Annotated in this window: 16 protein-coding genes; 10 read left to right on the top strand and 6 right to left on the bottom strand. The window is 65.2% G+C overall.

Going from position 1 to position 26503, the window contains the following annotated elements; genetic code table 11:
- Positions 1–76: 76 nt before the first annotated feature.
- The 4 genes from CAG33_RS15310 to CAG33_RS15295 all read right to left on the bottom strand — a co-directional run bounded on the left by CAG33_RS15310 (position 77) and on the right by CAG33_RS15295 (position 5341).
- Entirely contained in the window at positions 77–1153 is a 1077-nt protein-coding gene (locus tag CAG33_RS15310) for an SMP-30/gluconolactonase/LRE family protein (RefSeq protein ID WP_085633009.1), read from the bottom strand.
- Positions 1150–2295, bottom strand: a complete 1146-nt coding sequence (locus CAG33_RS15305; protein ID WP_085639132.1) for an SRPBCC family protein — start codon at positions 2293–2295, stop codon at positions 1150–1152. The genes CAG33_RS15310 and CAG33_RS15305 overlap by 4 nt, the downstream gene beginning before the upstream one ends.
- Positions 2296–2410: 115 nt before the next feature.
- On the bottom strand, positions 2411–3274 hold the full coding sequence (locus tag CAG33_RS15300) for a LysR family transcriptional regulator (protein WP_085585775.1): 864 nt from the start codon (positions 3272–3274) through the stop codon (positions 2411–2413).
- 348 nt (positions 3275–3622) lie between these two features.
- A complete protein-coding gene (locus CAG33_RS15295; protein WP_085639129.1) occupies positions 3623–5341 on the bottom strand; it encodes a hydrogenase maturation protein in 1719 nt (572 codons plus the stop codon).
- Between the two features lie 298 nt (positions 5342–5639).
- Here CAG33_RS15295 and CAG33_RS15290 point away from each other — a divergent pair, with 298 nt between their 5' ends.
- The 8 genes from CAG33_RS15290 (at position 5640) to CAG33_RS15255 (ending at position 18952) form a co-directional block, all read left to right on the top strand.
- Entirely contained in the window at positions 5640–6149 is a 510-nt protein-coding gene (locus tag CAG33_RS15290; protein ID WP_085639126.1) for a sigma-70 family RNA polymerase sigma factor, read from the top strand.
- On the top strand, positions 6146–7093 hold the full coding sequence (locus tag CAG33_RS15285; protein WP_085639123.1) for a FecR domain-containing protein: 948 nt from the start codon (positions 6146–6148) through the stop codon (positions 7091–7093). The genes CAG33_RS15290 and CAG33_RS15285 overlap by 4 nt, the downstream gene beginning before the upstream one ends.
- Positions 7094–7183: 90 nt before the next feature.
- A complete protein-coding gene (locus CAG33_RS15280; protein ID WP_085639120.1) occupies positions 7184–10105 on the top strand; it encodes a TonB-dependent receptor in 2922 nt (973 codons plus the stop codon).
- Between the two features lie 438 nt (positions 10106–10543).
- A complete protein-coding gene (locus CAG33_RS15275) occupies positions 10544–13198 on the top strand; it encodes a TonB-dependent receptor (protein ID WP_085639117.1) in 2655 nt (884 codons plus the stop codon).
- A gap of 244 nt (positions 13199–13442) precedes the next feature.
- Entirely contained in the window at positions 13443–15293 is a 1851-nt protein-coding gene (locus CAG33_RS15270) for an extracellular solute-binding protein (protein WP_085639114.1), read from the top strand.
- Positions 15280–16344, top strand: a complete 1065-nt coding sequence (locus CAG33_RS15265; protein ID WP_085586188.1) for a microcin C ABC transporter permease YejB — start codon at positions 15280–15282, stop codon at positions 16342–16344. The genes CAG33_RS15270 and CAG33_RS15265 overlap by 14 nt, the downstream gene beginning before the upstream one ends.
- Positions 16344–17366, top strand: a complete 1023-nt coding sequence (locus CAG33_RS15260; RefSeq protein WP_085633110.1) for an ABC transporter permease — start codon at positions 16344–16346, stop codon at positions 17364–17366. Before CAG33_RS15265 ends, CAG33_RS15260 begins: the two co-directional genes overlap by 1 nt.
- 14 nt (positions 17367–17380) lie before the next feature.
- Entirely contained in the window at positions 17381–18952 is a 1572-nt protein-coding gene (locus CAG33_RS15255) for an ABC transporter ATP-binding protein (protein ID WP_085633112.1), read from the top strand.
- Positions 18953–19030: 78 nt separating this feature from the next.
- On the opposite strand, the gene CAG33_RS15250 is transcribed toward CAG33_RS15255, so the two are convergent.
- Both CAG33_RS15250 and CAG33_RS15245 read right to left on the bottom strand, forming a co-directional pair.
- Complete coding sequence (locus tag CAG33_RS15250) at positions 19031–19348, bottom strand: SCP2 sterol-binding domain-containing protein (RefSeq protein ID WP_045198572.1); 318 nt, start codon at positions 19346–19348, stop codon at positions 19031–19033.
- Between the two features lie 57 nt (positions 19349–19405).
- The gene (locus CAG33_RS15245; protein WP_085639111.1) at positions 19406–20116 is read right to left on the bottom strand and encodes a histidine phosphatase family protein; all 711 of its coding nucleotides are present in this window, start codon (positions 20114–20116) and stop codon (positions 19406–19408) included.
- Between the two features lie 209 nt (positions 20117–20325).
- Here CAG33_RS15245 and sohB point away from each other — a divergent pair, with 209 nt between their 5' ends.
- Together sohB and CAG33_RS15235 are read left to right on the top strand one after the other, a co-directional pair.
- Positions 20326–21348 carry a protease SohB gene (sohB, locus tag CAG33_RS15240; RefSeq protein ID WP_085586180.1) on the top strand — a complete coding sequence of 341 codons (1023 nt, stop codon included), beginning with the start codon at positions 20326–20328 and terminating at the stop codon, positions 21346–21348.
- A 198-nt stretch (positions 21349–21546) separates the two neighbouring features.
- Positions 21547–26403: a dermonecrotic toxin domain-containing protein gene (locus tag CAG33_RS15235; protein WP_085639108.1), complete on the top strand. Its 4857-nt coding sequence runs from the start codon at positions 21547–21549 to the stop codon at positions 26401–26403.
- The last annotated feature ends 100 nt before the right edge of the window (positions 26404–26503 follow it).

The following is a 26503-nucleotide window of genomic DNA, read 5'->3' as shown; positions in this document are numbered from 1 at the left end:
CTGCAAACACCCGGGATCCCTGTGGGAGCTGGCTTGCCAGCGATGAGGCCGGTGAACCCGGCACGCCTCTGGAGGCTTACTTGAGGGCCGCCCCCAACGGCATCCGCGTCATGTGCGAAGCCTTCAGCGAACCGAAATACAGCCAATCCCCGTACTCCCGCGCCGTGGTGATCGGCGAGTAGTTGCCGGCGCTGGCGTCCTGCAGATTGGCGATGACCTTGCCGTCCAGGTCCAGCCCCAGCACGAACGCGCGTTTTTCCAGGGGCTTGGGCAGCACGGTGAGCGCCCGGACAATCACCTTGCGCACGAACGGATGTTCGGCGGTGCGGTCCAGCAGCGGATTGCGCGGCGCGTACAGCGCCACCCAGAAGCGGTCGCGGCCGTTGAAGGCGAGGTTGTCCGGCAACCCCGGCAGGTTGTCGATGAACAGGTCGTGGGTGCCGGCGTTGGGGCCGGTCAGCCAATAGCGGCTGATGCGGTAGGCGCCGGTTTCGTTGACCAGCACATAGGCGTCGTCCGGCCCCAGGGTGACGCCGTTGGCGAATTCCAGCCGATCCAGCAGGACGCTGGTCTTGCCGGTCTGGAAGTCGTAGCGCAGCAGACGCCCGTCGCCGCCGTGCTCGATGATCGCCTCGCCGTCGTGGCCGTAGCCCCAGCGGCTGGAGGCATCGCTGAAGTAGGCGTAGTGCCCGGATTTGTCGATGGCCACGTCGTCGGTGAAGCCGAAGGGCAAGCCGTTGGCTTCGGTGGTCAACGCCACCAGCCGGCCCTGGGCGTCGAGTGACAGCAGGCCCTTGTCCGCATCGGCAATCACCAGCAGGCCGTTGGGATGCCGCGCCAGCCCCAAGGGACGGCCGCCGGTGTCGGTGAGCACCTTGCGCTGATGGCCGTCGAGGCTGGTGCGGATCACGCGGCCGTCGTGCAGGCCGGTGATCAGCTTGTCGTCCTCAAGCAGCAGCGCCTCCGGCCCTTCGATGCCGCTCGGGCCGACCTGGCGCAAGCCGCGCAGGCGCTGGTTGTCGGCGTAGGGCCCTTCGGTCATGGACGGTGCCGGCGGCGGTGTCCAGGCCACCGGTTCGACGCGGGTCGGCATCAGCAGCAGAAACGCCAGCACGATGACGATCAGCAGCAGGATCAGATGGCGCAGTTTCACGCGTCGGCTCCTGCGCGGGACACGTGCTGAGCGGCCCGGTCGCGCAGGGCCAGCATCGAGGCGGCAGACTCGCGCTCGATGCGCCGCTTGAGCAGCAGAAGGTTGGCCAGGCGCATGCCCAGTCCGTCGAAGCGATAGTCCAGGGTACGCACGAACCGCGTGCGCCCTCCGACCTCCGCACACTCATAAACCAGCGACAACGACAGGCCGTGGTCGCCCCGCGCCCGTGCGCACCAGCGCCGCCCCGGCAGGTACTCGTCCACTTCCCAGATCAGGTGACCGTCGCGCCCGCCGGCGCGGATGTCCTCCTCGAACCGTGCGCCGGCATGCAAGGGGCCGGCGGGGCCGTGAATCTTCAGCGACGAGGGGTGCCACTGCGGCCAAAGGCTGACGTCTGCGGCGTAGGCGAGCACGGCGTAGGGCTCGCCGTCGATGTCGATCCCGTGCTGCTGGCGGGTCATGGGCGTCCTCGGTTCGTTCGTGTGGGCGGGTTCCGGCTCCCAGTACAGGGTGCCGAACAGGTAATCCATCAGCGGCAGGACGATGTTGAAGTTGCGCTCCTGCATGCGTTCGCGGCGGTGATGCAGTTCATGCAGGCGGTGCATCTGGCGGATCCACGGCAGGCGGGCCAACGGGTGGCGCGGCGGCAGGTGCTCGCAGGCGTGGAACACCTCGTAGGTCAGGTAGCCCAGCACCATGCAGCCGCCGAACAGCCCGGCCACGTTGGCGTTGAGCTGCGCGAACAGCCACCACAGCGGCAGGGCCACGAGCAGCGTGTGCACCACGATCAGCCAGGCGGGAAACAGGATCACCCGCCAGTCCCGGGCGCTGTCCCAGGTCATGTGGCCGGGGGTGAAGAAACTGTGGTGGTCGCCGGCGTGGCGGGCGTAGAACATTTTCGCGAAGCTTTTCTTGTGGTGCCCCAGGTGCCGGTGCACCACGTACACGCCGAAGTTGAAGAACAGCAGGGTCAGCGGCACCGTCAGCCACTCCAGGGGCTGCACCTGCCGCACGCCGCTCCAGAACGCGCCGATGGCCAGCACGCCGAACAGCAGCACGAAGGCGCCGTGCAGCCACGGGTTGTACAGCGGATGGATCGCCGCCCGGTAGCGGCTGCGGAATGCTTCGGTGGTTTGCCTCACTGCGGTCACCTGCGGATATTGTTGTTGTATCCGGCAGATTAGCTGATCCCTCGGCCTGCGCAGGCTCGGGGGCGAGGTCACAAGTGACAGGTTCCGGTACGCAGCGCCGTGGGCTTCAGCTCAACGGGTTCCAGCGCTGCGACCAGTCGTCGTCGGCCTTGATCACGGCGCGCAGCAGGTCGAAGGCGTGCTGCAAGGTGGCCGAGTCGCGGTCGCGGGAGTAGACGAGGTAGGTCGGATAGCCGAATTCCGGGGCCTTGGTCACAGCCTCCAGGGCGCCGCTTTCCAGGTAGGTGCGCACCACCCGCGTGCGGAAATAGCCGCTGCCGCCGTTCTCCAGGATGTACTGCAAGGCCAGCGGGCCGAGGTTGAAGCTCAGGGCGGCCTTGGCCTTTTCCGGCAGGGCGGCGTCGTGCTGGCGGCGGAAGTCCGGGCCCCAGTCGATGTAGACGTAAGGGGCGGGGCGGTCGGGGGTGTGCACCAGGATGAGTTTTTCCTCCAGCACCTGCTCGACCTGCAGGCCCGGCCAGTATTCCGGCTGGTAGACGAGCGCGGCGTCGAGCACGCCGAGTTCGAGCTGGCGCAGCAGGTTTTCGCCGTCGCGGATCTCCATGCGCAGGGCATGGCTGGGGATGTGCTCGCGCAGTTCGGCGGCCCAGCTGAGCATCAGCGGGTTGCACAGGCTGACCTCGCCGCCGATGTGCAGCACGTTGTCGTAGCCTTCGGGCAGCGGCAGGTCGCGGCGGGCGGCTTCCCAGGTCTGCACCAGCTGGTTGGCGTACACCACGAACGCCTCGCCGTTGGGCGTCAGGCGCGCCCCGGCCCGATTGCGCACGAACAGGGTGCTGCCCAACTGGCTTTCGAGCTTCTGCACGCGGGCGGTGATGGCCGTCTGCGTGACGAACAGTTTCTCCGCCGCCGCGGCGAGACTGCCGTGGCGGACGATTTCCAGGAAGGTACGGGCGAGGTCGATGTCCATGGGCGGGCCGGCGTCTGAGGTGCCGGCATGATAAGCCGCGGTGCCTGAGGGAGCCAGCTTGCTGGCGATGGCGGTGGGTCAGGCAACAGGGATGTTGTCTGTGCTGGCCTCATCGCTTGCAGGCAAGCTCCCACAGGGTTCTTGGGTGTTCGCCGGTCCGGCGGGCAGCCGCAGTACCTGTGGGAGCCAGCTTGCTGGCGATGGCGGTGGGTCAATCACCACAGATGCCGGCTGTGCTGGCCTCATCGCTAGCAAGCTAGCTCCCACAGGTTTTGTGGTGTGCAGGGATCCTGCGTCCAGCCGGGATCCCCTGTGGGAGCCAGCCTGCTGGCGATGGGGCCCGATGGGTCAGCCGGCCAGTTCGGCCTCGCGCACCCGTGCCCAGTCCTCCACCAGCCGGGCCGGGGTGCAGCAGGTCTTGCGCTTGAGCACGAAGTTGCGGCATTTCTCGGCGAACTGGTTGCGGTTGTACAGCATGTCTTCCTGCATCTCTTGCAGCTCGGCCTCGCGGCAGCGGCGGATCAGTTCATGGTCGGTGCGCAGCTTGCGCTCGCGCACGGCGGCGTAGGTCGGGTCGGTCAGGGCGCCGTGGGCCCGTTGCAGCAGCCACAGGCCGAACTCGTCCGGGCAGCGCGGGCCGATCTCCTGCACCATGCCCAGTTGCTGGGCCTGGACGGCGCTGACCGGCAGGCAGGCCTGGGTCAGTCGCTCGGCCATGGCCGGGCCGACGGCGCGGGGCAGGCTGTAGGTCCAGTATTCCGAGCCGTACAGGCCCATGCTCTTGTAGTGCGGGTTGAGCACGATGTCGGCGCGGGCGAACACGATGTCGGCGGCCAGCGCCAGCATCACACCGCCGGCGCCGGCGTTGCCGGTCACACCGCTGACCACCAGTTGCCGCGCATCGAGCAGTTCGGCGCAGACGTCGTCGATGGCCTGGATGTTCGCCCAGGCTTCGGCCCCCGGATCCTGCGCGGCCTGGATCACGTTCAGGTGCACGCCGTTGGAGAAACTGCCGCGACCGCCCCTGATCAGCAACACCTGGGTGTCGCGGGACTTGGCCCAGCGCAGCGCCTGGACCATGCGCCCGCACTGTTCGGTGCTCATGGCGCCGTTGTAGAACTCGAACGTCAGTTCGCCGACCTTGCCGGACTCGCGGTAGCGGATCGGTTGGTACGCCTCGTCGCTGAACGGCGCGTCGGCGATCGACCAGTCGAGCACCGGCACCTTCGCCAGTTGCCCCGCCAGCACATGCCGCGCCGGCCGCTTGAAGGTCTCCTCGCCCGGTTGCGGCTTGAGCCGCAGCGAGCCGATCCACAGGCTCTGGTCGCCGGTGGCCACCAGCACGGCGTCGTCATGCACCGCCAGAATCTCGCCGGGGCGGCCGGTGCGGCTGTCCAGGTGGGCGTCGTACACGTAGTACTGACCGCCGGCCAGGCTGGCCAGCACGCCGGGCTGACCGTCGGCGGCATCGATGCAGCGTTTGATGAACCGTGCGCAGTCGTGCCAGCTGAACGTGCGGTCGGCCTGTTTCATGTTCGGTTGCAGGCTGCCGCGCACTTTGGGGTCGTTGTAGTCCAGCGGCACCGGCTCGAACCCGGCGATGAACTTCTCCACCACCTCGCGGATGCAGCGGATCGCCGCATCGCTGACCCGGCCGTTGTACAGCTCGGACTTGCGCAGGCCCGCCGGCAGGTTGAATTCGCAGGTGGCCCAGACGGGACCGGCGTCCATTTCCTCCACCGCTTGCAGGGCGGTGACGCCCCAGGTCTGCAGCTCATTGGTGATGGCCCAATCCAGGGCACTGGCGCCGCGGTCGCCGACGATGCCGGGGTGGATGATCACCACGGGGCGTTGCGCATCGCTCCACAGCGACTGCGGCACGCGGTCTTTCAGGAACGGGCAGATCACCAGGTCCGCGCCGCTGTTTTCGATCTGTTCGCACACGGAGGCTTCGTCGGTGAACAGCACCACGCTCGGCGAATGGCCGGCCTGGCGCAGTTCCAGCCAGGCCCGTTGGGTCAGGCCGTTGAACGCCGACGACAGCAGAATGATGTTGAGTGATCGCATGGTTGCTCTTCCTTGAATGGGTCGGCCGCGGGCTCCCGATGAGCCGTCCGTGGCTGTCGATGGAGGCGCAAGGTTAGAGACTGGCGTGGCGGGCGCCAGTGACCGAAGTCAACGTTCTGTGAGGGGAGGTTTCCGTGGCGACGAACTGCCTTATTCTCAATAGTTTTAGGATCCTGATTTTTTATTACTTCAAATGTCTCCAGCGCTATTGCACAGTCGCTCCCCTGATCACCGCCGGACGATGCCGGCAGAACCAAGGATTTTCGCAGCGGGTGGAGCCCGTTTCAGGGAGCAAGGCATGGGTGGCAGTCTCAACCCGCATCACCAGGCCGTGGGCCGGATGTTCCAACAGGATTACCGCTGGCTGTGCACGGCGGTGGGCCGCACCCTCGGTTGCCCGCACAGTGCGCAGGACATCGCTTCGGAAACCTTCCTGCGGGTGCTGGCGCTGCCCGACCCGCTGGCCATCCGCGAGCCCCGCGCGCTGCTGACCACCATCGCCAGGCGGCTGGTGTATGACGGCTGGCGTCGACAGGATCTGGAGCGCGCCTACCTGCAAAGCCTGGCGCTGGCGCCGGAGCCGGTGCACCCGTCGCCGGAGGAGCGGGCACTGGTCATTGAGGCGCTGCTGGCGGTGGACCGCTTGCTCAACGGCCTGTCCGCCAAGGCCAAGGCGGCGTTTCTCTACCATCAGCTCGACGGCCTGACGTACGGCCAGATCGGCGAACGGCTGGGCGTGTCCACCAGCCGTGTGCAGCAATACATGGTCGAGGCGTTCAAGCGCTGCTATCAGGCGATGCAGGCATGAGGCCCGACGAGACCCTGATCGACGAGGCGGCGCAGTGGATGGCGCTGCTGCAGTCGGGCGACGTGAGCCTGCAGGAGCGTGCCGCCTTCGAGGCTTGGCATGCGGCCGACCCCCGGCACGGTCAGATCATCGAACAGATGGGCGGCGGCCTGAACCTGCTGCGCAACCCCAACCTGCGCGGCATGCCCCGCGACAGCCTGCTGCACAGCCTCAATGCGCCGTCCAGCCGCCGACGGTTCGTCAGCGGCAGCCTGAGCGTGTTGGGCGTTGCGCTGCTGGCCGGGCTGTTGGGCCGGCGCTACGGCTGGCTGCCCGAAGCCGGGGAACTGGCGACCGGCACCGGTGAGCGGCGCGGGTTCACCCTCGCCGACGGCAGTGCACTGACCCTCAATGCCCGCAGCCGCGCGGTGCCGCGGTTCGACGCGGCCGAGCGCCGGCTGGCCCTGCGCAGCGGTGAGTTGCTGGTGGAGGTGGCCGCCCGCCAACCCCGGCCCTTTGTGGTCGAGACCGAGCACGGCCGCATGCGCGCCCTAGGCACGTCGTTCATGGTGCAGCGCACCGAGGAGGCGACGCGGCTGGTGATGCTGCATTCCCAGGTCGAAGTGGTCACCGCCGGCGGCGTCCGGCAGGGGGTGGAGGCGGGCGAGAACCTGCTGTTCAACGACCGGGAAATCCTCGCCCTGGAGCGCAGCAAAGGCTATGAAACCGCCTGGGTGCAAGGCCGGCTGGAAGTGCGCGACCGTCCCTTGAGCGAGGTCATCGACAGCCTGCGCGGCTACCGGCGCGGCGTCCTGAGCCTGAGTCCGGAGGTGGCCGGGCTGCGCCTCAGCGGCCTGTACCCGCTGGACGACAGCGACCGCACCCTGCAGTTGCTCGAACGTTCCCTGCCGATCCGCGTGACCTGGCACAACCCGTACTGGGTCAGCATCGGCGCGCGGTTATAGCGTCATAACTTCCCGGTCTACCCAGCCCCTATAAAAACCGCCGGCCCGCTGCTCATTCCCTGCAGATGCCTTCAACAGGGAAGCCCTTCGATGTACTCATTCACACAACAATTGCCTCGACTGACGCTGGCCGCCGCCTTGGCGATGGGGATCGCGCCGTTGCCGGCCGTGTCCGCGGAAGCGGCCGCCCAGGTGTTCACCTTCGACATCGCCGCCGGCCCGCTCGATGAGGTGCTGCTGGACATCTCGCGCCAGTCCGGCGTGCCGATTTCCTTCAGCCAGAACCTGGTGCAGGGCAAGCGCAGCGGCGTCGTGCGCGGTGCGTTGGGCGGCCGTCAGGCCGTCGAGAAAGCGCTGCTGGGCAGCGGCCTGCAAGTGGAGCAGAGCGCGCAGGGACTGACGGTGCGAGAAGCCGACGGGCCGGTCGCCGCACCGGTCAAGGCAGTCTCTGCGGCGCCTGCCGCCAGCGCCGACTACCGCCTGGAGAAGGTCACGGTCACCGGCTCGCGGATCGCCCGGGCGCAGTCCGACGGCGCCACGCCGGTCAACGTCATCACCCACCAAGAGATGGAAGCGCGGGGCTACAAGAATGTCTACGACGCCCTGGCGACCCAGACGCAGAACACCGGCATGACCCAGGGCGAGGATTACGGCAACACCTGGCAACCGGCGGCCAGCGCCCTCAACCTGCGGGGCCTTGGGCCCAACCACACGTTGGTGCTGATCAACGGCCGGCGGGTGGCCGACTACCCCACGCCGTACGACGGCAAGGTCAACTTCACCAACCTTGCGAACATTCCGTCGGCGGTGATCGAACGCATCGAGATCCTCAGCAGCGGCGCGTCGGCGATCTACGGTTCCGATGCGATCGCCGGAGTGGTGAACATCATCCTCAAGGACAAGATCGACGGCGTCGACGTCAACCTCAAGGGCGGCACCAGCGAGCGCGGCGGCGGCGACAACCAACGCCTGCAGATCAGCGGCGGCGGCAGCTGGGGCGACTTCGACGGGCTGTTCGGCCTTGAGCTGACCAACCGCGACCCGATCTGGGCCGACGACCGCGGCTTCATGCAGAGCGGGCCGCTGACGGATGTCGGCTATCGGCGCGACCTGGGCAGCGGCCGTTACCTGGGGCCGGGCTGCGGCGCCTATCAGGGCGTGTTCGACAACAAGCTGCTCAACAACGCCGGCCGTTGCCGCACCGACCAGATGTACAACGACTACTGGACGATCCAGACCCAAAAGGAAAACTACGACGGTTACACCCGCGGCACCTGGCATTTCAGCGACAGCGGCCAGGTGTACGCCGACCTGATGTACGGGCTCGACCACATCCAGAACAACACCCGGGGCCCGACCTTCACCTCGCCGGACTTCATCAACCAGAACACCGGCAACCTGGAGCGCTGGTTCCGGCGCTTCGGCGAGGAGGAGATCGGCGGGCGCACCAGCAACAACAGCAAATGGCGCGACACGTCCTGGACCGGCACCCTGGGCCTGTCGGACAAGATCGCCGACACCGGCTGGAACTATGAGCTGGCCGCCAACCGTTCCGAATACAAGAGCGTGCGCACCACCCGCTACACGCCGCGCGCGTCGATCCAGGACTTCTACCTGGGCCCGCAATTGGGCACCCAGGGTGGCTACCCGGTGTTCGCGCCGGACGCCTCGCGGCTCGACCGGCCGCTGACGCCCCAGGAATGGGAGCAGTTTCGCGGCAACCTGACCCAGAGCAGCAAGTCGGTGTCGACCAGCTACAACGCGTCGGTCAACGGCGAGCTGTTCGACCTGCCCGCCGGCCCCGTGGGGTTCGCCGGCGTGCTGGAGGCGGGCAAGCAGGAATACCGCATCGACCCGGACGACAGCCTCAACGACGGCAGCTTCTACAACACCACCCCGAGCCAGAGTTCCGGCGGCTCGCGCAAGCGCTATGCGGCGGGCGGCGAGTTCAGCATCCCGGTCACCGATACGGTGCTGGCGACGGCAGCGGGGCGCTGGGACCAATACAAGTTCAGCGGCCGCACCGAGCAGCAGAAGACCTACAACCTGGGGCTTGAGTGGCGCCCGGTCACCAGCCTGTTGCTGCGCGGCAGCTACGGCACCAGTTTCCGCGCGCCGGACCTGAACTACATCTACCAGTCCGACAGCAACGGCTACTACCCGGCGCAGATCGACTACTACGGGTGCAGCCAGGGCGTGGAGGGCGCCTGCGACCGCGGACGGGTCGACTACACCCAGAGCGGCACGGCGGACCTGGCGTCCGAGCGCGGCAAGTCGTGGACCTACGGGTTCGTCTGGTCGCCGTCGCGCAACTTCGATTTCTCCACGGACTTCTGGCGGGTTGAGATCGACGACCTGCTGACCACGGTGGACGAGAACCGTCTGCTGCAGGAAGAGAACGAATGCCGCAACGGCACCCAGGACATCAACTCGGCCAACTGCCAATCGACGTTGGCGCGGATCGACCGCAATCCGGGCAATGCGGCCGTCGACCCCAACCAGTTGAAGCGGGTGAGGGTGAACGCGATCAACGCCGCCAGCGAACGGGTCAGCGGCCTGGACTTCAAGAGCAACATCCGCTGGGGCGCGGGGCAGTACGGCGCGTTCAGCTCGGCGCTGGGCTACACCCTGGTGCTGTCGCACTACTACAAGGAATCGGACGAGGCCCCGACCCAGGACTGGCGCACCTCGCGCACCAACTACGACTGGCGCAGCAAGGTCAACGCCAGTCTGACCTGGGACTACCAAAAGGCTACGGCGACGCTGATGGGCATCCGCTACGGCTCGGTCACGAACGGCGCGGGCGACGGCCGACTCTCGCCCTGGACCGTGTTCAACGCCAGCGCCCGCTACCGGCTCAACGACCGGGCGAGCGTGGGGCTGACCGTGAACAACCTGCTCAACCAGGTCAAGCACGACGACTCGGCGGGCTGGCCGTACTACCCGACCGGCAACTATGACCCGTATGGGCGGCAGTGGTGGCTGGATGTGAGTTATCACTTCGGTAGTTGACGGTGCTGAGGCAGGTGCTGGTGATGTCGGCAGTGCCGGCCTCATCGCTGGCAAGCCAGCTCCCACAGGTATTTCAGGTGTTTAAAGGATCCAGGTACACCACAAAAACCTGTGGGAGCCCAGGTGTTTACAGGATCTAGGTACACCACAAAACCTGTGGGAGCTGGCTTGCCAGCGATGACGGTGGATCAGGCAATAAAGATGTCGGCAGTGCTGGCCTCATCGCTTACAGGCAAGCTCCTACAGGTTTTTGTGGTGTACCTGGATTTTGCGGGCACCGGGGATCCCCTGTGGGAGCCAGCCTGCTGGCAATGGCGGTGGATCAGGCGCCATCGAAACCGGCATAACCTCATCACCCATCGGTCTAACCCGTCCCCTATAAAACCCCGCCGCCCATCACACATCCCTGCATAAACCAAAACGCAGGGATGGCTGTTCATGATCCAGTTTTCACCCGTCAAATCCCCTTTGAGCCTGGCCTTGCTGCTGGCGATCCACACGTTGCCGGCGGTGGCCGCCGACAGCGCGGAATCCGCACCGACACCGGTACTGCAACGGGTCGAAGTCACCGGCACGGCGATCCGCCGGGTCGATGCCGAAACCGCCGTGCCGGTCACGGTCCTGCGGGCCGAAACGTTGCGCGAGCAGGGCGTCACCACCACCGAGGAGCTGGTCAACCGCATCTCCGCCAACCAATCCTCGGTCGGCTCCGGACGTTCGGTGGGCTCCAGCAGCGGCGGGGCGTCCTATGCGGACTTGCGCGGCATCGGCCCGAACAAGACGCTGGTGCTGCTCAACGGCCGGCGCCTGAGCAACAACGCCACCAGTTCGATCAACGGTTCCGGCGTCGACCTCAACACGATTCCGTTCGCCGCCATCGACCGGGTGGAAGTGCTGCGCGACGGCGCGTCGGCGCTGTACGGCACCGACGCCATCGGCGGGGTGATCAACTTCATCACCAAGAGCAGCCTCACCGAAGGCCAGATCAGCACCAGCTACGAAACCCCCACCCACGCCGGCGGCGGAGAGAGCCGCAACGTCAGCGGCAGTTGGGGCTTCGGCGACCTGCAGGAAGACCGCTTCAACGTCTTCGGCGTGGTCAGCCACGACAAGCAGGAGCGCCTGGCCGCCAAGGACCGTAGCTACACCTACAACTACCAACCTGGCCGGGGACTCGATTACACCTCCGGCACCGCCTCGCCGGCCAACTGGAGCCAGGGCAGCAACGCCACCAACCCGTTGGCCGGTTCCGGCTGCAACGCGCCGGGGCTGCTGGCGCGCAACGGCATCTGCCGCCAAAGCCTGTGGAGCTACCTGGACCTGGTGCCGGAGACCGAAAAGACCTCGGCCTTCGCCAAGGCCACCGGCAAGCTGGCGGACGAGCACAACGTCAGCCTCGAATACTTCTGGGCGCGCAACGAGAACCGCACGCAGATCGGCCCCGGCACGCTGATGGGCAACCAGGTCAACCCCGGCACCGCGTTCTATCCGGGCAACGGCATCACGCCGGGGCCCACAGGCTTCGCCCTCGACCCGACCCAGGCGGTGGACGTCAACTGGCGCGAGACCGCCGTCGGTGCCCGCCGGCACGAGGACGACAACACCGGCCAGCGCCTGCTGCTGAGCTTCGACGGCAGCGTGGCCGGCTGGGACTACAACCTCGGCGCCTCGTACAACCAGAACAAGGTGGTCAACACCATCCGCAGCGGTTATGTGAACGACCGCGCCGTGAGCCAGGGCATCGCCGACGGCGTGATCAACCCGTTCGGCCCGCAGACCGCCGCCGGTGCCGCGTTGCTGGCGGCCAACGCGGTGGACGGCGACTACGGCACCGCCGTGGGACGGGTGAAGGCCATCGACGGGCGGGTCAGCCGCGAGATCGGCGACTGGTTCGGCGCAGGCCCCTCGGCGTTGGCCCTGGGCGGCGAGTACCGCAAGGAAGACTTCCACCAGGACTTCGCCCCGTTCGCCGGCGACGTGCAGAGCCTGGGCGTCGACCCGAACGGCAGCGTGGCGGGCGACCGCAGCGTTTCGGCGCAGTACGCCGAGGTCAACGTGCCGGTGCTCGACAGCCTGGAACTGTCCGCCGCCGTGCGGCACGACAAGTACAGCGACTTCGGCAGCACCACCAACCCCAAGTATTCGTTCCGTTTCCAGCCGTTCAAGCAACTGGTGGTGCGCGGCGCCTACAGCGAAGGGTTCCGCGCGCCGTCGCTGTATGAGCTGTACAACCCGACCTTCACCTCGTTCACCAACGCCAATTACAACGACCCGCGCCTGTGCGCCGGCGGCACGCCGAGCAACGGCGGGATCGCCAACCGCGACTGCGCCCAGCAGTTCTTCCGCAGCTCCGGCGGCAACACCGAGCTGAACCCGGAAACCGCGCGCAACGTCACCCTGGGCTTCGTCTACCAGCCGCTCGACCGCCTGACCACGGGGCTGGACTTCTGGTGGATCGACATCGCCAACCAGATCGCCGAATTCCCGGAATCGGCCGTGTTCGAGAACCCGGAACTGTACCCGGACCGTTTGATCCGCAAGCCCGACGGCTCCATCGACCACGTCGTCACGGGCCTGGCCAACCTCGGCAAGATCAAGACCAACGGCGTCGACGTCAGCTTCGACTACCGCCTGCCGAGCACCCCGTTCGGCGAGTTCGGCATCGGGCTGCAAGGCACCTACGTCAGCCGCTACGACTACCAGCAGCAGCTCAAGGGCGACTACATCGACAAGCTCGGCGACTTTCGCGGCGGCGATTTCGCCTCGGCCGGCGCCGTGGCCCGCTGGCGCCACAGCCTGACCGGCACGTGGAACTACGGCCCGTTCGGCGCCAGCCTGACCAACCGCTACACCAGCGGCTACCACGACTCGGACCGCGAGGCCCACGACTACGTCGGTTCGTACAACGTGTGGGACCTGGCCGGCACCTACACCTGGCGCAAGACCCTGGGCGTGACTCTGGGGGTGAAGAACCTGTTCGACCGCGAGCCGCCGTTCAGCAACCAGACCTACACGTTCCAGAGCGGGTACGACCCCAAGTACGGCGACCCGTTCGGGCGCACGCTGTACACGCGGCTCAGCTACAGGTTTTGAGAATGACAGGAGAGGGCGGGTTTTAGTGACGATTCGATCTAAGGCCTGCCCTATAAAAAATGCCTGCCTGTTGCACATCACAGGCAGGTGGGATTTGCGGTGGCTGTTCGGGCCCCATCGCGGGCAAGCCCGCTCCCACAGTGTTTTGTGATGACCAAAGATTCAGTCGTCACCCGATACCTGTGGAAGCGGGCTTGCCCGCGATGGGGCCGGGACAGCCGACCCGCCGACAAGGATCTGCCCCATGCTTTCCAGACACCGCCTCCTGGCGTTCGGCCTGCTGCTGAGTCCCGTGACCTGGGCCGCCCCGCAGCACGCCCTCACGGTCTACGGCGAACCGCCCAAGTACGCACCGGACTTCCAGCACCTGGCCTACGCCAACCCCGACGCGCCCAAGGGCGGCTCGTTGCGCCGCTCTTCGCTGGAGAGCGGTCCGTTCGACCACCTCGTGCCCTATGTCGACAAGGGCACCGGCGTCGCCGACATCGACGGCTGGCTGTACGCGCCGCTGGCCTACCGCAGCAAGGACGAACCCTACAGCGTCTACGGCCTGGTGGCGCAGCGCATGGAGCTGGACGCCGACCGCCGCTGGCTGCGCTTCTACCTCAACCCCAAGGCCCGTTTCGACGACGGCAGCCCGATCACCGCCGAGGACGTGCGCTACACCTACGAGCTGTTCACCACCCAGGGCAGCCTCAAGTACCGCCAGCAGTTCCGTGACGTCGCCGAGGTCGTGGTCGAGTCCCCGACCCAGGTGCGGTTCGTGTTCCGCAACAACGAAAGCCGCACCTTGCCGCTGGATCTGGCGACGTTGCCGGTGCTGCCGGAGCACTGGTGGCGCACCCGCGACTTCGCCGACGGCGGCGGTTTCGAGATTCCGCCGGGCAGCGGCCCGTACCGGGTCAGCGCGGTGGATGCCGGGCGCAGCGTGACGTTCGAGCGGGTCAAGGATTGGTGGGGCCAGGACTTGCCGATCACCCGCGGGCTCTACAATTTCGACCGGCTGAGCGTGGAGTTCTTCGCCGACACCGACGTGTCGCGCCAGGTGCTCAAGGCCGGCGGCTTCGACTACAACCGCGAGTTCTCGGCCACCAGCTACACCATCGGCTATGCCGGCGCTGCGCTGGATCAGGGCAGGCTGTTGCGCGAACACTTGGCGCCGGGCGCCGCCCAAGGCACCCAGGGTTTTGTGTTCAACCTGCAGAAGCCGGTGTTCCAGGATCGCCGCGTGCGCCAGGCCATCGCCATGCTCTGGGACTTCGAATGGAGCAACCGGCAGATGATGCGCAGCCTGTACCTGCGTCAGCGCAGTTTCTTTTCCCACAGCGCCTTGTCGGCCACGGAGCTGCCGGACGCCGAAGAGCTGAGGCTCCTCGAACCCTGGCGCGGCAAGATCCCCGACGAGGTCTTCACCCAGGTGTTCCAGGCCCCGCGCACCGACGGCAGCGGCAACGTCCGCGCCCAGCAGTTGCAGGCCCTGAAACTGCTGGAGGCCGCCGGTTGGGCACCCCGCGGCGACCAACTGGTGAACGCCGCCGGCGAACCGCTGCGCTTCACCTTCCTCAACGGCCAGAAGGGCTTCGAGCGGCTGCTGCTGCCGTTCAAGCGCAACCTGGCGCAGATCGGCATCGGCTTCGACATCCGCCAGGTGGACACCGCGCAATACACCAACCGCGTGCGCAGCCGCGACTACGACATGATCGTCGCCGGCTACCCGGTGAGCCAGGCGCCGGGCCGGGAGATGTTCAACTACTTCGGCTCCGACGGCGCCGACGACCCCGGCTCCAACAACTACATGGTGCTGCGCGACCCGGCGGTGGATGCGCTGCTCGAAGGCGTGGTGCAGGCCGACAGCCGCGCCAGCCTGCTGCGTCACGCCCATGCGCTGGACCGGGTGCTGCAGTGGGGCTACTACTGGATCCCCAACTATTACCCGCCGGGGATCTCCACGGTGTGGTGGAACCGTTTCGGCCGCCCGGCGGTGGCGCCGCTGTACGACGCCGGCCTCGACACCTGGTGGGAAATCAGCCCGACCGCGCTGACCGCCGCGCAAATGCAGCAACAGCAAAAGGAGTACGCCCATGTGGGGTTATAGCCTACGGCGCCTGCTGCTGATCGTGCCGACCTTGCTGGCGATCCTGCTGGTCAACTTCGTCATCGTGCAGGCCGCGCCCGGCGGCCCGGTGGAGCAGGCCATCGCCCGCTTGCAGGGGATCGGCGCAGGCAACGCGGTGGGGGGCGGCCATGTGGAGACCGTCGGCGGCGAATCCCGCGCCACCCGTGGGCTCGACCCGAAACTGGTGGCGGACATCGAGCGCCAGTACGGTTTCGACAAGCCCGCCGGCGAACGCCTGTGGCTGATGCTCAAAAGCTACGCGCAGCTGGATTTCGGCAAGAGTTTCTTCCGTGGCGCGACGGTGACGGAGCTGATCCGGCAGAAGTTGCCGGTGACCCTTTCCCTTGGCCTGTGGGCGACGCTGATCACCTACCTGGTCTCGATCCCGCTGGGCATCCGTAAGGCCGTGCACAACGGTTCGGCGTTCGATGCCTGGAGCAGCGTGGCGATCATCGTCGGCTATGCGATGCCGGGGTTCCTGTTTGCCCTGCTGCTGATCGTGGTGTTCGCCGGCGGCACGGCGCTGGACTGGTTCCCGGTGCGCGGGCTGGTCTCGGACAACTTCGCCGGGTTGACGCCGTGGGGCAAGGTCGCCGACTACTTCTGGCATCTGGTGCTGCCGGTGACGGCCCTGGTGATCGGCGGCTTCGCCACGCTGACGATCCTGACCAAGAACAGCTTCCTCAACGAAATCTCACGGCTGTACGTGGTCACCGCACGCGCCAAGGGCCTGAGCGAGCGCCAAGTGCTGTACGGCCATGTGTTTCGCAATGCGATGCTGCTGGTGGTGGCCGGGCTGCCCCAGGCGCTGGTGACGGTGTTCTTCGGCGGTTCGCTGCTGATCGAGGTGATCTTCTCCCTCGACGGGCTTGGGCGCCTGAGCTACGAAGCGGCGGTGTCCAGGGACTATCCGGTGGTGTTCGGTTCGCTGTTCATCTTCACCCTGTTCGGCCTGCTGATAAAACTGGCGGGCGACCTATGCTACACGCTGGTCGACCCACGCATCGACTTCAACGCGAGGGCCGCCTGATGCTGACGCTATCTCCCATCGGACAGCGCCGCTGGGCGCGGTTCAAGGCCCACCGGCGCGGCTGGTGGTCGCTGTGGCTGTTTCTGGCGCTGTTCGGCCTGAGCCTGGGCGGCGAGCTGATCGCCAACGACAAGCCGCTGGCGGTGTCGTTTCAGGGGCGCTGGTTTTTCCCCGCGTTCGAGCGCTACACCGAACAGGACTTCGGCGGCGAGCTGCCGTTCCAACCCGACTACCGCAGCGCCCAGGTGCGCAGCCTGATCGAGGGGCAGGGCGGGCGCCTGTGGTTTGCGCCGATCCCGTTCGGTTTCGACACGGTCAACTACGACCTCACCGAACCTGCGCCGAGCCCGCCGACCACGGACAACTGGCTGGGCACCGACGACCAGGCGCGGGACGTGCTGGCCCGGGTGATCTTCGGCACGCGGGTTTCGCTGCTGTTCGCGTTGGCGCTGACGGCGGCCAGCGCGCTGATCGGCATCGCCGCCGGCGCCCTGCAGGGCTACTACGGCGGCTGGACCGACCTGTTCGGGCAGCGGCTGCTGGAGGTCTGGTCGGGGCTGCCGGTGCTGTACCTGCTGATCATCCTGTCCGGGTTCGTCGAGCCGAACTTCTGGTGGCTGCTGGGGATCATGGCGCTGTTCTCCTGGCTCAGCCTGGTGGACGTGGTGCGCGCCGAGTTCCTGCGCAGCCGGGGGCTGGAATACGTGAAGGCGGCGCGGGCGCTGGGCGTGGGCGACGGCCAGGTGATGCTGCGGCACATCCTGCCCAACGCCATGAGCGCGACCCTGACCTACCTGCCGTTCATCCTCACCGGGGCCGTCGCCACCTTGTCGGCGCTGGATTTCCTCGGTTTCGGCATGCCGGCCGGCAGCGCGTCGCTGGGCGAGCTGATCGGGCAAGGCAAAAACAACCTGCAGGCGCCCTGGCTGGGGCTGACGGCGTTCTTCGCGTTGGCCCTGATCCTGTCGCTGCTGGTGTTCATCGGCGAGGCCTGCCGCGATGCGTTCGACCCGCGATCATGAATCAAGGAGCTGACATGGGTGACAACCTGATTGAAATGCGCGGCCTGCGGGTGGCGTTCAACGGCCAGGAGGTGGTGCACGGCATCGACCTCGACATCCGTCCGGGGGAGTGCCTGGCGCTGGTGGGCGAGTCGGGTTCCGGCAAGTCGGTGACCGCCCACAGCATCCTGCAATTGCTGGATCCGGCGGCCACACAGGTGCGCGGCAGCATCCGCTATCAAGGCGAAGAACTGCTCGGCGTTCATGAGCGCTATCTGCGCCAGTTGCGCGGCAATCGCATCGCCATGATCTTCCAGGAGCCGATGAGCTCGCTCAATCCGCTGCACACCGTCGAGCGGCAACTGGGCGAGAGCCTGGCGCTGCACAAGGGGCTGGCGGGGGCGGCGGCGCGGCGGCGGATCGTGGAGTTGCTGGAACTGGTGGGCATCCAGCACCCGCGTGAACGCTTGAAGGCCTATCCGCACCAACTGTCCGGCGGGCAGCGGCAACGGGTGATGATCGCCATGGCGCTGGCCTGCGAGCCGCAGTTGCTGATCGCCGACGAGCCGACCACCGCCCTGGATGTCACCGTGCAGCGCAAGATCCTCCTGCTGCTCAAGGCGCTGCAAAAGCGGTTGGGCATGGCGCTGCTGATCATCAGCCACGACCTGAACCTGGTGCGCAACCTGGCCCAACGGGTGGCGGTGATGCGCAGCGGCGTGATCGTCGAGCAGGCTCTCTGCGAGCAGTTGTTCCGGACGCCGCAGCATCCCTACAGCGTCGAACTGCTCAACGCCGAACCCGGCGGCGCGGCGCTGTGCCGGGACTCGACGGAGGACCTGCTGCAGGTACGGGGCCTGAACGTGCGTTTCAGGCTCGGCGGCGGGTGGCTGCGGCCCACGTCGTACCTGCACGCGGTCAACGGCATCGATCTGCGCCTGCAACGGGGCAAGACCCTGGGCATCGTCGGCGAATCCGGCTCGGGCAAATCCACCCTGGGCCAGGCGATCCTGCGCCTGATCGACGCCGAGGGCACCATCCGTTTCGAGGGCGAGGCCTTGGAGGCCTTGAGCGGCAAACGGCTGCGGCCCTTGCGCAAGCGCCTGCAAGTGGTGTTTCAGGATCCGTTCGGCAGCCTCAGCCCGCGCCTGTGCGTGGCGCAGATCATCGCCGAGGGCCTGTCGGTGCACACCGCCATGAACGCGCGCGAGCGCGAGCGGGCGGTGATCGAGGTGCTGCGGGAAGTCGGTCTGGACCCGGCCGTGCGTCATCGCTATCCTCACGAGTTCTCCGGCGGGCAGCGCCAGCGCATCGCGATCGCCAGGGCGCTGGTGCTCAAGCCGGACCTGATCCTGCTGGACGAACCGACCTCGGCGCTGGACCGCACGGTGCAGAAGCAGATCGTCACGCTGCTGCGGCGCTTGCAGGAGGAACATGGGCTGACCTACCTGTTCATCAGCCACGACCTGGCGGTGGTGCGGGCGCTGGCCCATGACCTGATCGTGATGAAGGACGGCAAGGTGGTGGAGCGGGGGGAGACCGCCGAGCTGTTTCGCTCGGCGCGGCATGCGTATACGCAGGAATTGCTGGCGGCGTCGTTTGCCTGAGCCCGAAAGCACGAATCCCGCCACAGGGGCGGGATTCGAGGGTCGTCCGACAGGTTCCGCGCTTGCGGAACCACGGTCTTACGCCGGGAACAGCTCGGACAGTTTCATCGACAGCATCATGTCGCCTTCAACGCGCAGCTTGCCGCCCATGAAGGCCTGCATGCCGTCGGTCTCGCCGGAAACGATGCCTTTGAGGGTGTCGCTGTCCAGCACCAGGGTGCAGTTGGCGTCGGCGTTTTCGCCTTCCTGGATTTCGCAGGTGCCATCCTTGACGATCAGCGCGTAGTGCTTGTCTTCGTCAGTGATGTTGAAACCGAAGACCAGATCCAGACCGGCGGCAGCGGCTGGGTTGAACTTGGCTTTCATTGCTTCGACAGCTTTTGCTACATCGCTCATGGTGTGTTCCTTGATCAAGTGATTTCAGTGACCGCGCAGGTCACGACGAACCGGCGCTCATCGGAAGGTGATGAGATCCGGAGCCTTCAACAGTTGCAGGTGCGCATGGTTGTTGAAGGAAGCCAACGCCAACTCTCGACCGCGGAACTTCAGCTGGTTGAGCGAGGTGTTGACGATTTGCCAGTTCAACTCAAAGGCCTGTTTCGCAGGCATTTGCGTAATGAGGTGGAGCAGGGCGGTGATGGTGCCGCCGGAGGTGAACACGGCGATCTTCTGCGTGCTGTCCGCCTGTTCGAGGATCCGCTGCAGGCCGGCCTGTACCCGGTCGACGAACGCCAGCCAGCTTTCCAGGCCCGGGGTGTCGTAGGTGCCGGTCAGCCAGCGTTCGATGATCAGCGCGAAGATGCGCTGGAACTCGCCGCGGTTCTGCGCGGCGTTGCGCAGGATGTCCAACGCCTCGGGCTCCTCCGGCAGCATGGCCGGGAGCAGGGCGCGGATCACCGCGTCGGCGTCGAATTCGTTGAAGGCGGGGTCGATTTCCAGCGTCGGCACCGGCAGGCCGACGGCGGCGAACTGTTCCAGCGCGCTGTTGGCCGTGTGCTGCTGGCGGCGCAGGTCGCCGGACAGGCAGCGGTCGAAACTGACGCCCAGCCCGGCGAGGTGCCGGCCGAGGATTTCTGCCTGGCGCACACCGGTCGGCGACAGGACGTCGTAGTCGTCTGCGCCGAAGGAGGCCTGGCCATGTCGAATCAGATAGATGCTGCCCACGTCCGCTGTCATCCCGGCACGTTGAAGGTTGTGGCGAGGTTATGAGGATGATCGGGTGCTGTCAATGAAAAAACATACGCTTGTTTGAAATGCCCGTTACAGCCCTGTTGCCAGAGGTTTCACCGCTGGCTGTCAGGGCGGTGCATGGGTATGCTGAAGCCATCCCGCGCGCGTCCGTTTGAAGCCGCGCCTTGTTTTAAGGAGCCTCCGTGGAGTTTTTCACCGAATACGCCAGCTTCCTGGCCAAGACCGTGACCCTGGTGGTCGCCATTCTGGTGGTGCTGGCCAGTTTCGCCGCATTGCGCAGCAAGGGGCGGCGCAAGTCGGCCGGCCAGCTGCAGGTCAGCAAGCTCAATGATTTCTATAAAGGGCTGCGCGAGCGCCTGGAGCAGACCCTGCTCGACAAGGATCAGCTCAAGGCCCTGCGCAAGGGCCAGGCCAAGGCCGAGAAGAAGCGGAAGAAGCAGCACGAGACCAAGCCCCGGGTGTTCGTGCTGGACTTCGACGGTGACATCAAGGCGTCGGCCACCGAGAGCCTGCGTCACGAAATCACCGCGTTGCTGACCCTGGCCACGCCGAAGGACGAAGTGGTGCTGCGCCTTGAGAGCGGCGGCGGCATGGTGCACAGCTACGGGCTGGCGTCGTCGCAGCTGGCGCGCATCCGCGAGGCCGGCATTCCGCTGACGGTGTGCATCGACAAGGTCGCCGCCAGCGGCGGCTACATGATGGCGTGCATTGGCCAGAAGGTGATCAGCGCGCCGTTCGCGATCCTCGGCTCCATCGGTGTGGTCGCGCAGTTGCCGAACGTCAACCGCCTGCTGAAGAAGCACGATATCGACTTCGAGGTGCTGACCGCCGGCGAGTACAAGCGCACGCTGACGGTGTTCGGCGAAAACACCGAGAAAGGCCGGGAGAAGTTCCAGCAGGATCTCGACATCACCCATCAACTGTTCAAGAACTTCGTGGCCCGCTATCGTCCGCAACTGGCCATCGACGAGGTGGCCACCGGCGAGATCTGGCTGGGCGTCGCCGCGCTGGACAAGCAACTGGTGGACGAACTCAAGACCAGCGACGAGTACCTGGCCGAGCGGGCCAGGCAATCGGAGCTGTATCACCTGCACTACGCCGAACGCAAAAGCCTGCAGGAACGCATCGGCATGGCGGCCAGCGGTTCGGTGGACCGTGTGCTGCTGAACTGGTGGAGCCGCTTGACCCAGCAACGGTTCTGGTGAGTCCCGTCAGGCGCCTTGTCCGCATCGTCGCAGACAGGGCGCCAGACACATTCAAGTGTTGAATGTGCGGTGCTTATCTATTTCAAACTTCCATATTGTTGTTGCCTGACTCGGTTCAATGATCAGGTATTCCCGCTTTTTCCATGAATGTCTAAACCATAAGCTGTTTGTTCAAAATGGCATGAAAGGTTGTTTTACATGGAAGTTGAAAAGACCCACTCCCCTCCGCAGATGACCCCAGCTCAGCAAGGCGTATTCTTCGACCTGCTGAAGAATCAAATACCGGCCTGGGTGCTGGAATCATCGCAAGAGTCCAGGGCGGCGCTGTATGGAAGTCTGAAATCCGGTTTCCGTTCCCGATTCGCGGTGCTTGAAGAGTTGCGTGCCTTCAAAAGTCCGGAAAGTTTTTGTGCGCCGCTGCTCGCCAAGGCGTTGTCGGCAAAGCTGGTCGAGCCTGTACAGGTTGAAGGCGTCATTTTTCAACATGTTCGCTCCACCTCAAGCCTGCTCGGACTGAGAAGGAAACTGGTGCTGCCAATCGACCGCGATCTGTTGGGGGCCGCTTGCGAAAACTTCGAACTCAGCGAAACTCGCGCAGAAAACTATCATGAAAGTTCATTGATCTATATTCCGGAACGGGTCAGCGGACACCCCCACAGGATTCTCCCGATCCGGCCCCATGAGTTTGCGCAACTTTGCCGTGTGCTGGATCTGGGCAAAAGCTATCAGGCCCATGTGTCTGAGTTCTTTGGAAACAAGACGCAACTTGGCAGGCTGCGAAAGAAGGCGGTCGCTTGCCTGAAAGACCGGTTTGAGGTTGAACGGCATCTCGCGTATATGCAAAGGCATATAGGAAAGGATGTCTATGAGATGTTGAGGTCCGTCGTCGAGCGCAAGCCGTCGATCATCTTGGGCAAGAACACCTTGGGCTATCAACAGCTGAAGATGCTCGACACGACACTCAATGGCCCGATGTTCATCGGGCCCGTCAGTGAACATGAAGATGATGACTACCGGTGTGTTGTGTACGTGCCCGGAGATCCATTGCACCCCTTGAAGGAATATGCCTCGTTCTCCCACTTCGAGGGAGAGCTGAGCCGTCGCTTGAAGTCACCTGCATTCCGCCAGTTCTTCATGCGCTTCATCAAACTGGAGGATCGGGCCGAGTTTCTTGGAAGCCTGGATCAGAGCCTTTCAGTCAAGGTTTCCCTCTGGAGCAACAATTACGTGCAGGTCGATGGACTTGACCTGGACGCCGAAAGCAACAACGACCTGTTTCTGGCGATCTATCGACAGCATGCCGAGAAAGTGCTGGCCGATGCCCGCTTGCTCGTTGTCCCGACCGACGACGAGGATGAGAAAAGCCGGCTGGCGAGGCTCGAAACCTACAAGGCCATTGGCATCAATGCGTTGCTGTTCATGGGGGCATTCGTTCCGATAGTGGGCGAGGTCCTGTTCGCCGTCGCCGGCATCCAGCTGCTGGCGACGGTCTACGAAGGGGTTTCCCATTGGGCCGCCGGGGAACAGGAACTGGCGGCGGACTGCCTGTTCGATACCATCGAGAACCTGATCTTGATGGCGGCACTGGGTACGGCCGCCAAGGGGGGAAGCAGCCTCTTCAAAGTCGTGCGCCAGAGCGATTTCGTCTTGAGCTTGCGCAAGGTGCCGATTTCGTCCAAGGGTATGCGCTTGTGGAAGCCCGACCTTACGCCTTATCGCGCAAGGCAAAGTCTTCCCCAAGGACTTGAGGTGAGCGAGCAGGGGCTTGTCACGTTTGGCCAGGACCGATACTTGAATATCGGCGCGGATCACTTTGCGGTCCAGCCCAAGAAAGACACGAATGTCTGGGAAGTGCGCCCGCAACAGTCCGAACGCTATCTGCCGGTACTCGAAACCAACGGAGCCGGTGCGTGGCGGCACGACTCCGAGCTGTTCCAGGACTGGAGTCCGCTGACGTTGTTCCGGCGCCTCGGTTACCGCGCAGAACGTGTGCCGGATGCCCAGGCCTCGCAGATTCTGGGTGTCGTCGGCGTGGGAGAGCCTCAACTGCGCCGATTGTTTGCCGAACGCCGCAAGCCGATGGCGACATTGGAGGACACGGTCAGGCGATTTAGCGCCGACAGTGCCGTCAATCGGTTCATCGAGCAGATGGGCAAGCCGACATCCGCCCCTGCGGCGGATGCTGACCTGCAACTGTTCCTGCTGACCGCTTCCGCGAAATGGCCAAGAGACACGGCCGTGAGCGTTGTCGACGCCCTTGGCAACGAACTCAAGCGCTACGGCCCGGCAACGGCGGAACAAGAGCTGAGGCTCGGCCAAGAGCTATTGCGTAAGGGAACGTTTTACCCATCGCTGTTGGCAGGCCTCAAGGCCCCGCAACGACATCGGCTGCTGGGCATCACATCCCAAGACTCGGCCAGCCACACTGCAGCGCTCGTGGAAATGCTAGCCAACGACGCCGAACGCTTGCGGCTGAATGTGTTTGAGCGGTTGTATGAGCGCACCGACATCAGCAGTGAACCGTTGGCGGCTGCGGTGAAGCAAGCGTTCCCCGAATTGCCGGGGGCGGTCGCCGATGAGTTGGTTCTCAATGCCGACGCCAGTGAGTGGCAACAGCTCGAAGCCGGCAAGCTGCCATTGCGCATCGACGAGGAGGCGCGGCGATACACGCAGGTGGTGAACTTGAATCGCGCGTATGAGGGGCTCTACCTGGATGCTCCGCGTGACTTGAGCACTGACCTGATAGTGCTCGACACCTTGGCCAGGCTGCCGGGTTGGCCGGAGGATGTGTTCTTCGAAATCACGGAGCAGAACGCGGCCTCCAGCGACAGGGCCCAGACGGGCCCGGCCGAAGCCCGGCACAAAGTGTCGTTCAAGGCGCTTGAGGCGCGTTACCGGGCGGTCGATGCCAATGGGCAATTGCTGGCAGAGTCCGCCTCGAACACCCGCGCGCATTATTTCCAGACGTTGTGGCAGAGCCTGCCTGCCCACGCAAGAAAGGCGCTGGGTGTAGAGAGAGACGAGTCGGGCGCGCAGTTGCGCCAGAAAATCACCACGTCGGCCCTGCAACAGCGTGACGATATCGCCCGTTTGGTGGCTGGGCAGTCGTGGCGGGCAGGTTATCGTTCGCCAATGGGATTGGCCGACCCTCGCGGTGAACCTGTGGTGGAGTTCAAGCAATCGACTCCCGCCTCCGCGATCGCCGAAGTGGCAGCGCTGCGACAGCGGGCCCGTGAACTGTACCCCTTGCACTCACTTGCGCGGATCGAAAGTTTTCTGATGACGCTGGGCGACGACGAGGTGCTGGCGACGCGATCCCTCGAAGCGCTCAGGCAGCAATACCTGAAGATGCGCAATACCCTGGAGCAGTGGATAAACAGCCAAACCCATTACCAGAAAGCGGATGACGCCCGGCACACGGTTCCCCGGCGCAGCAAAGCCCTGGCTGCGCAGGCGATCCTGCGGGCATGGCGCAAAGAGCCGGGAACCGTCGGGCAGCTCCCTGAAATATTCGACAGACTGACGTTCGATGCGCAGCCGCTGGGATCGCTGCCGACGATCATCGCAGACTTCAGGCACATCGGCGCACTGGAAATGAACAACGTCGGAGAGAGCGCGGGGCTGAATGCGTTTCTGAAAAACTTCCCGAACCTGCACACGCTGAGCCTGACCGGAAACGGCCTGACCCGGCTGCCCCTGGCGATCCATGACATGCCGCGCCTGACCCACCTGGACCTGAGTGACAACCAGATCGTCCTGACGGCAGAGGCAGCGGCCGCATTGGGTGCCAAAGAACATCTGCAATCGTTGAACCTGAGTTTCAACCCCGGCCTCAGGCGGCTGCCGTCCTTTGCTTCGATGCGCAACCTGCAGCATTTGGCCTTGCGCGGCAGCGGAATCGACGAATGGCCGACGGGCCTTGAAGAGCATCCGATGCTTCGGACCCTTGACCTGCGCGACAACCAGATCAAAGTGCTGGCGGACGCGATCTTCAAGGCGCGGACGGAGCTGAACCAAGGCACCAACATCGACGGCAATCCGTTGTCGGCCAAGGCGCTGGAGGATATTGCCCGATATCAGCAGTCCACCGGCGTCAATCTCGGCGTGATCACCGTCGACTATACCCATCCGCCCGTCGACCTGTTGCCCGACAGTGGTCCCGGCGCCCATTGGGAGAGCGGGCTGGCGCAGGAGGACATTGCGCAGATGCAGGCCGCATGGGCCTCGTTGTCGGCTTATCCACGTTCCCGGGACTTCTTCCTGGTGCTCGATCAGATGCGCGATTCGGCCGATGACGTGCGTGAGCATTCGAACCTGGCCGCTCGCGTCTGGAACCTGCTGCGGGCGGCCGCGGAAGATGACAGCTTGCGCAGCGAACTGTTTCGCATGGCACGGATCGGACGGGTCAGCGCCGATGAGGCCGGCAGTGTGTTCAATGATCTGGAGATCAGGGTGCTGGGCTATCGCGCCATGAGGGCGGCACGCACGGGCGAGCGATCGCTGGAGGGCGAACTGGTGCGGTTGCTGCGAGGGCTGTTTCGCCTGCAGGAACTGAAGAGGCAGGCTCAGATCGAGATCGGCCATCGCCTGCGCGACAACACCCTCAGCCGCCGGCAGGCGTCGGAACTGAGCCTGATCTATCGGGTCAGGCTGGCGCGCCGCCTGGAACTTTTGGCCCAGCCAAGTGCGATCGACACCGCGTTCGACGTCGACGTGACCGAGCAGCAACTGGACAAGGCTTACGCAGAAGTGGTCAAGGCGGAAAACTCACCCGCGTTGCTTGATCTGATCGATACCCAGCCTTTCTGGACGGAGTATCTGCATTCGACCCATCAAGAGCTGTTCTTCGGCGTGGAGGAACGCGCCGCCCAAGCGTTTGCCGAGCTGGAGACGCAAAACGATCTGTCGCGTGAGGCCGCGACGCAGAGGACGATGGCGATCGTGGACAATTTCCGCAATGAAAACCGGAGCCTGTACCAACGACTGACGCAAGAGGCGCTGGCTCGGCATCCGGGCCTGGCGCTGCCCGAACCGGCGACGGCCGGGCTCCGATGAACGCTCTTGCCCTCGTCGGCGCCTGAACGAACCGTGGTCCTGCCACGGTTTTTCTTTGCCCGGCGCTTGCGGGCGACAAGGAGAAAAATCCATTCGGTGC

Source organism: Pseudomonas sp. B3(2017) (genome assembly GCF_002113595.1).
In the GTDB taxonomy this organism is placed as follows: domain Bacteria; phylum Pseudomonadota; class Gammaproteobacteria; order Pseudomonadales; family Pseudomonadaceae; genus Aquipseudomonas; species Aquipseudomonas ekonensis.
This window is presented reverse-complemented; position numbering and strand designations above follow the sequence as displayed.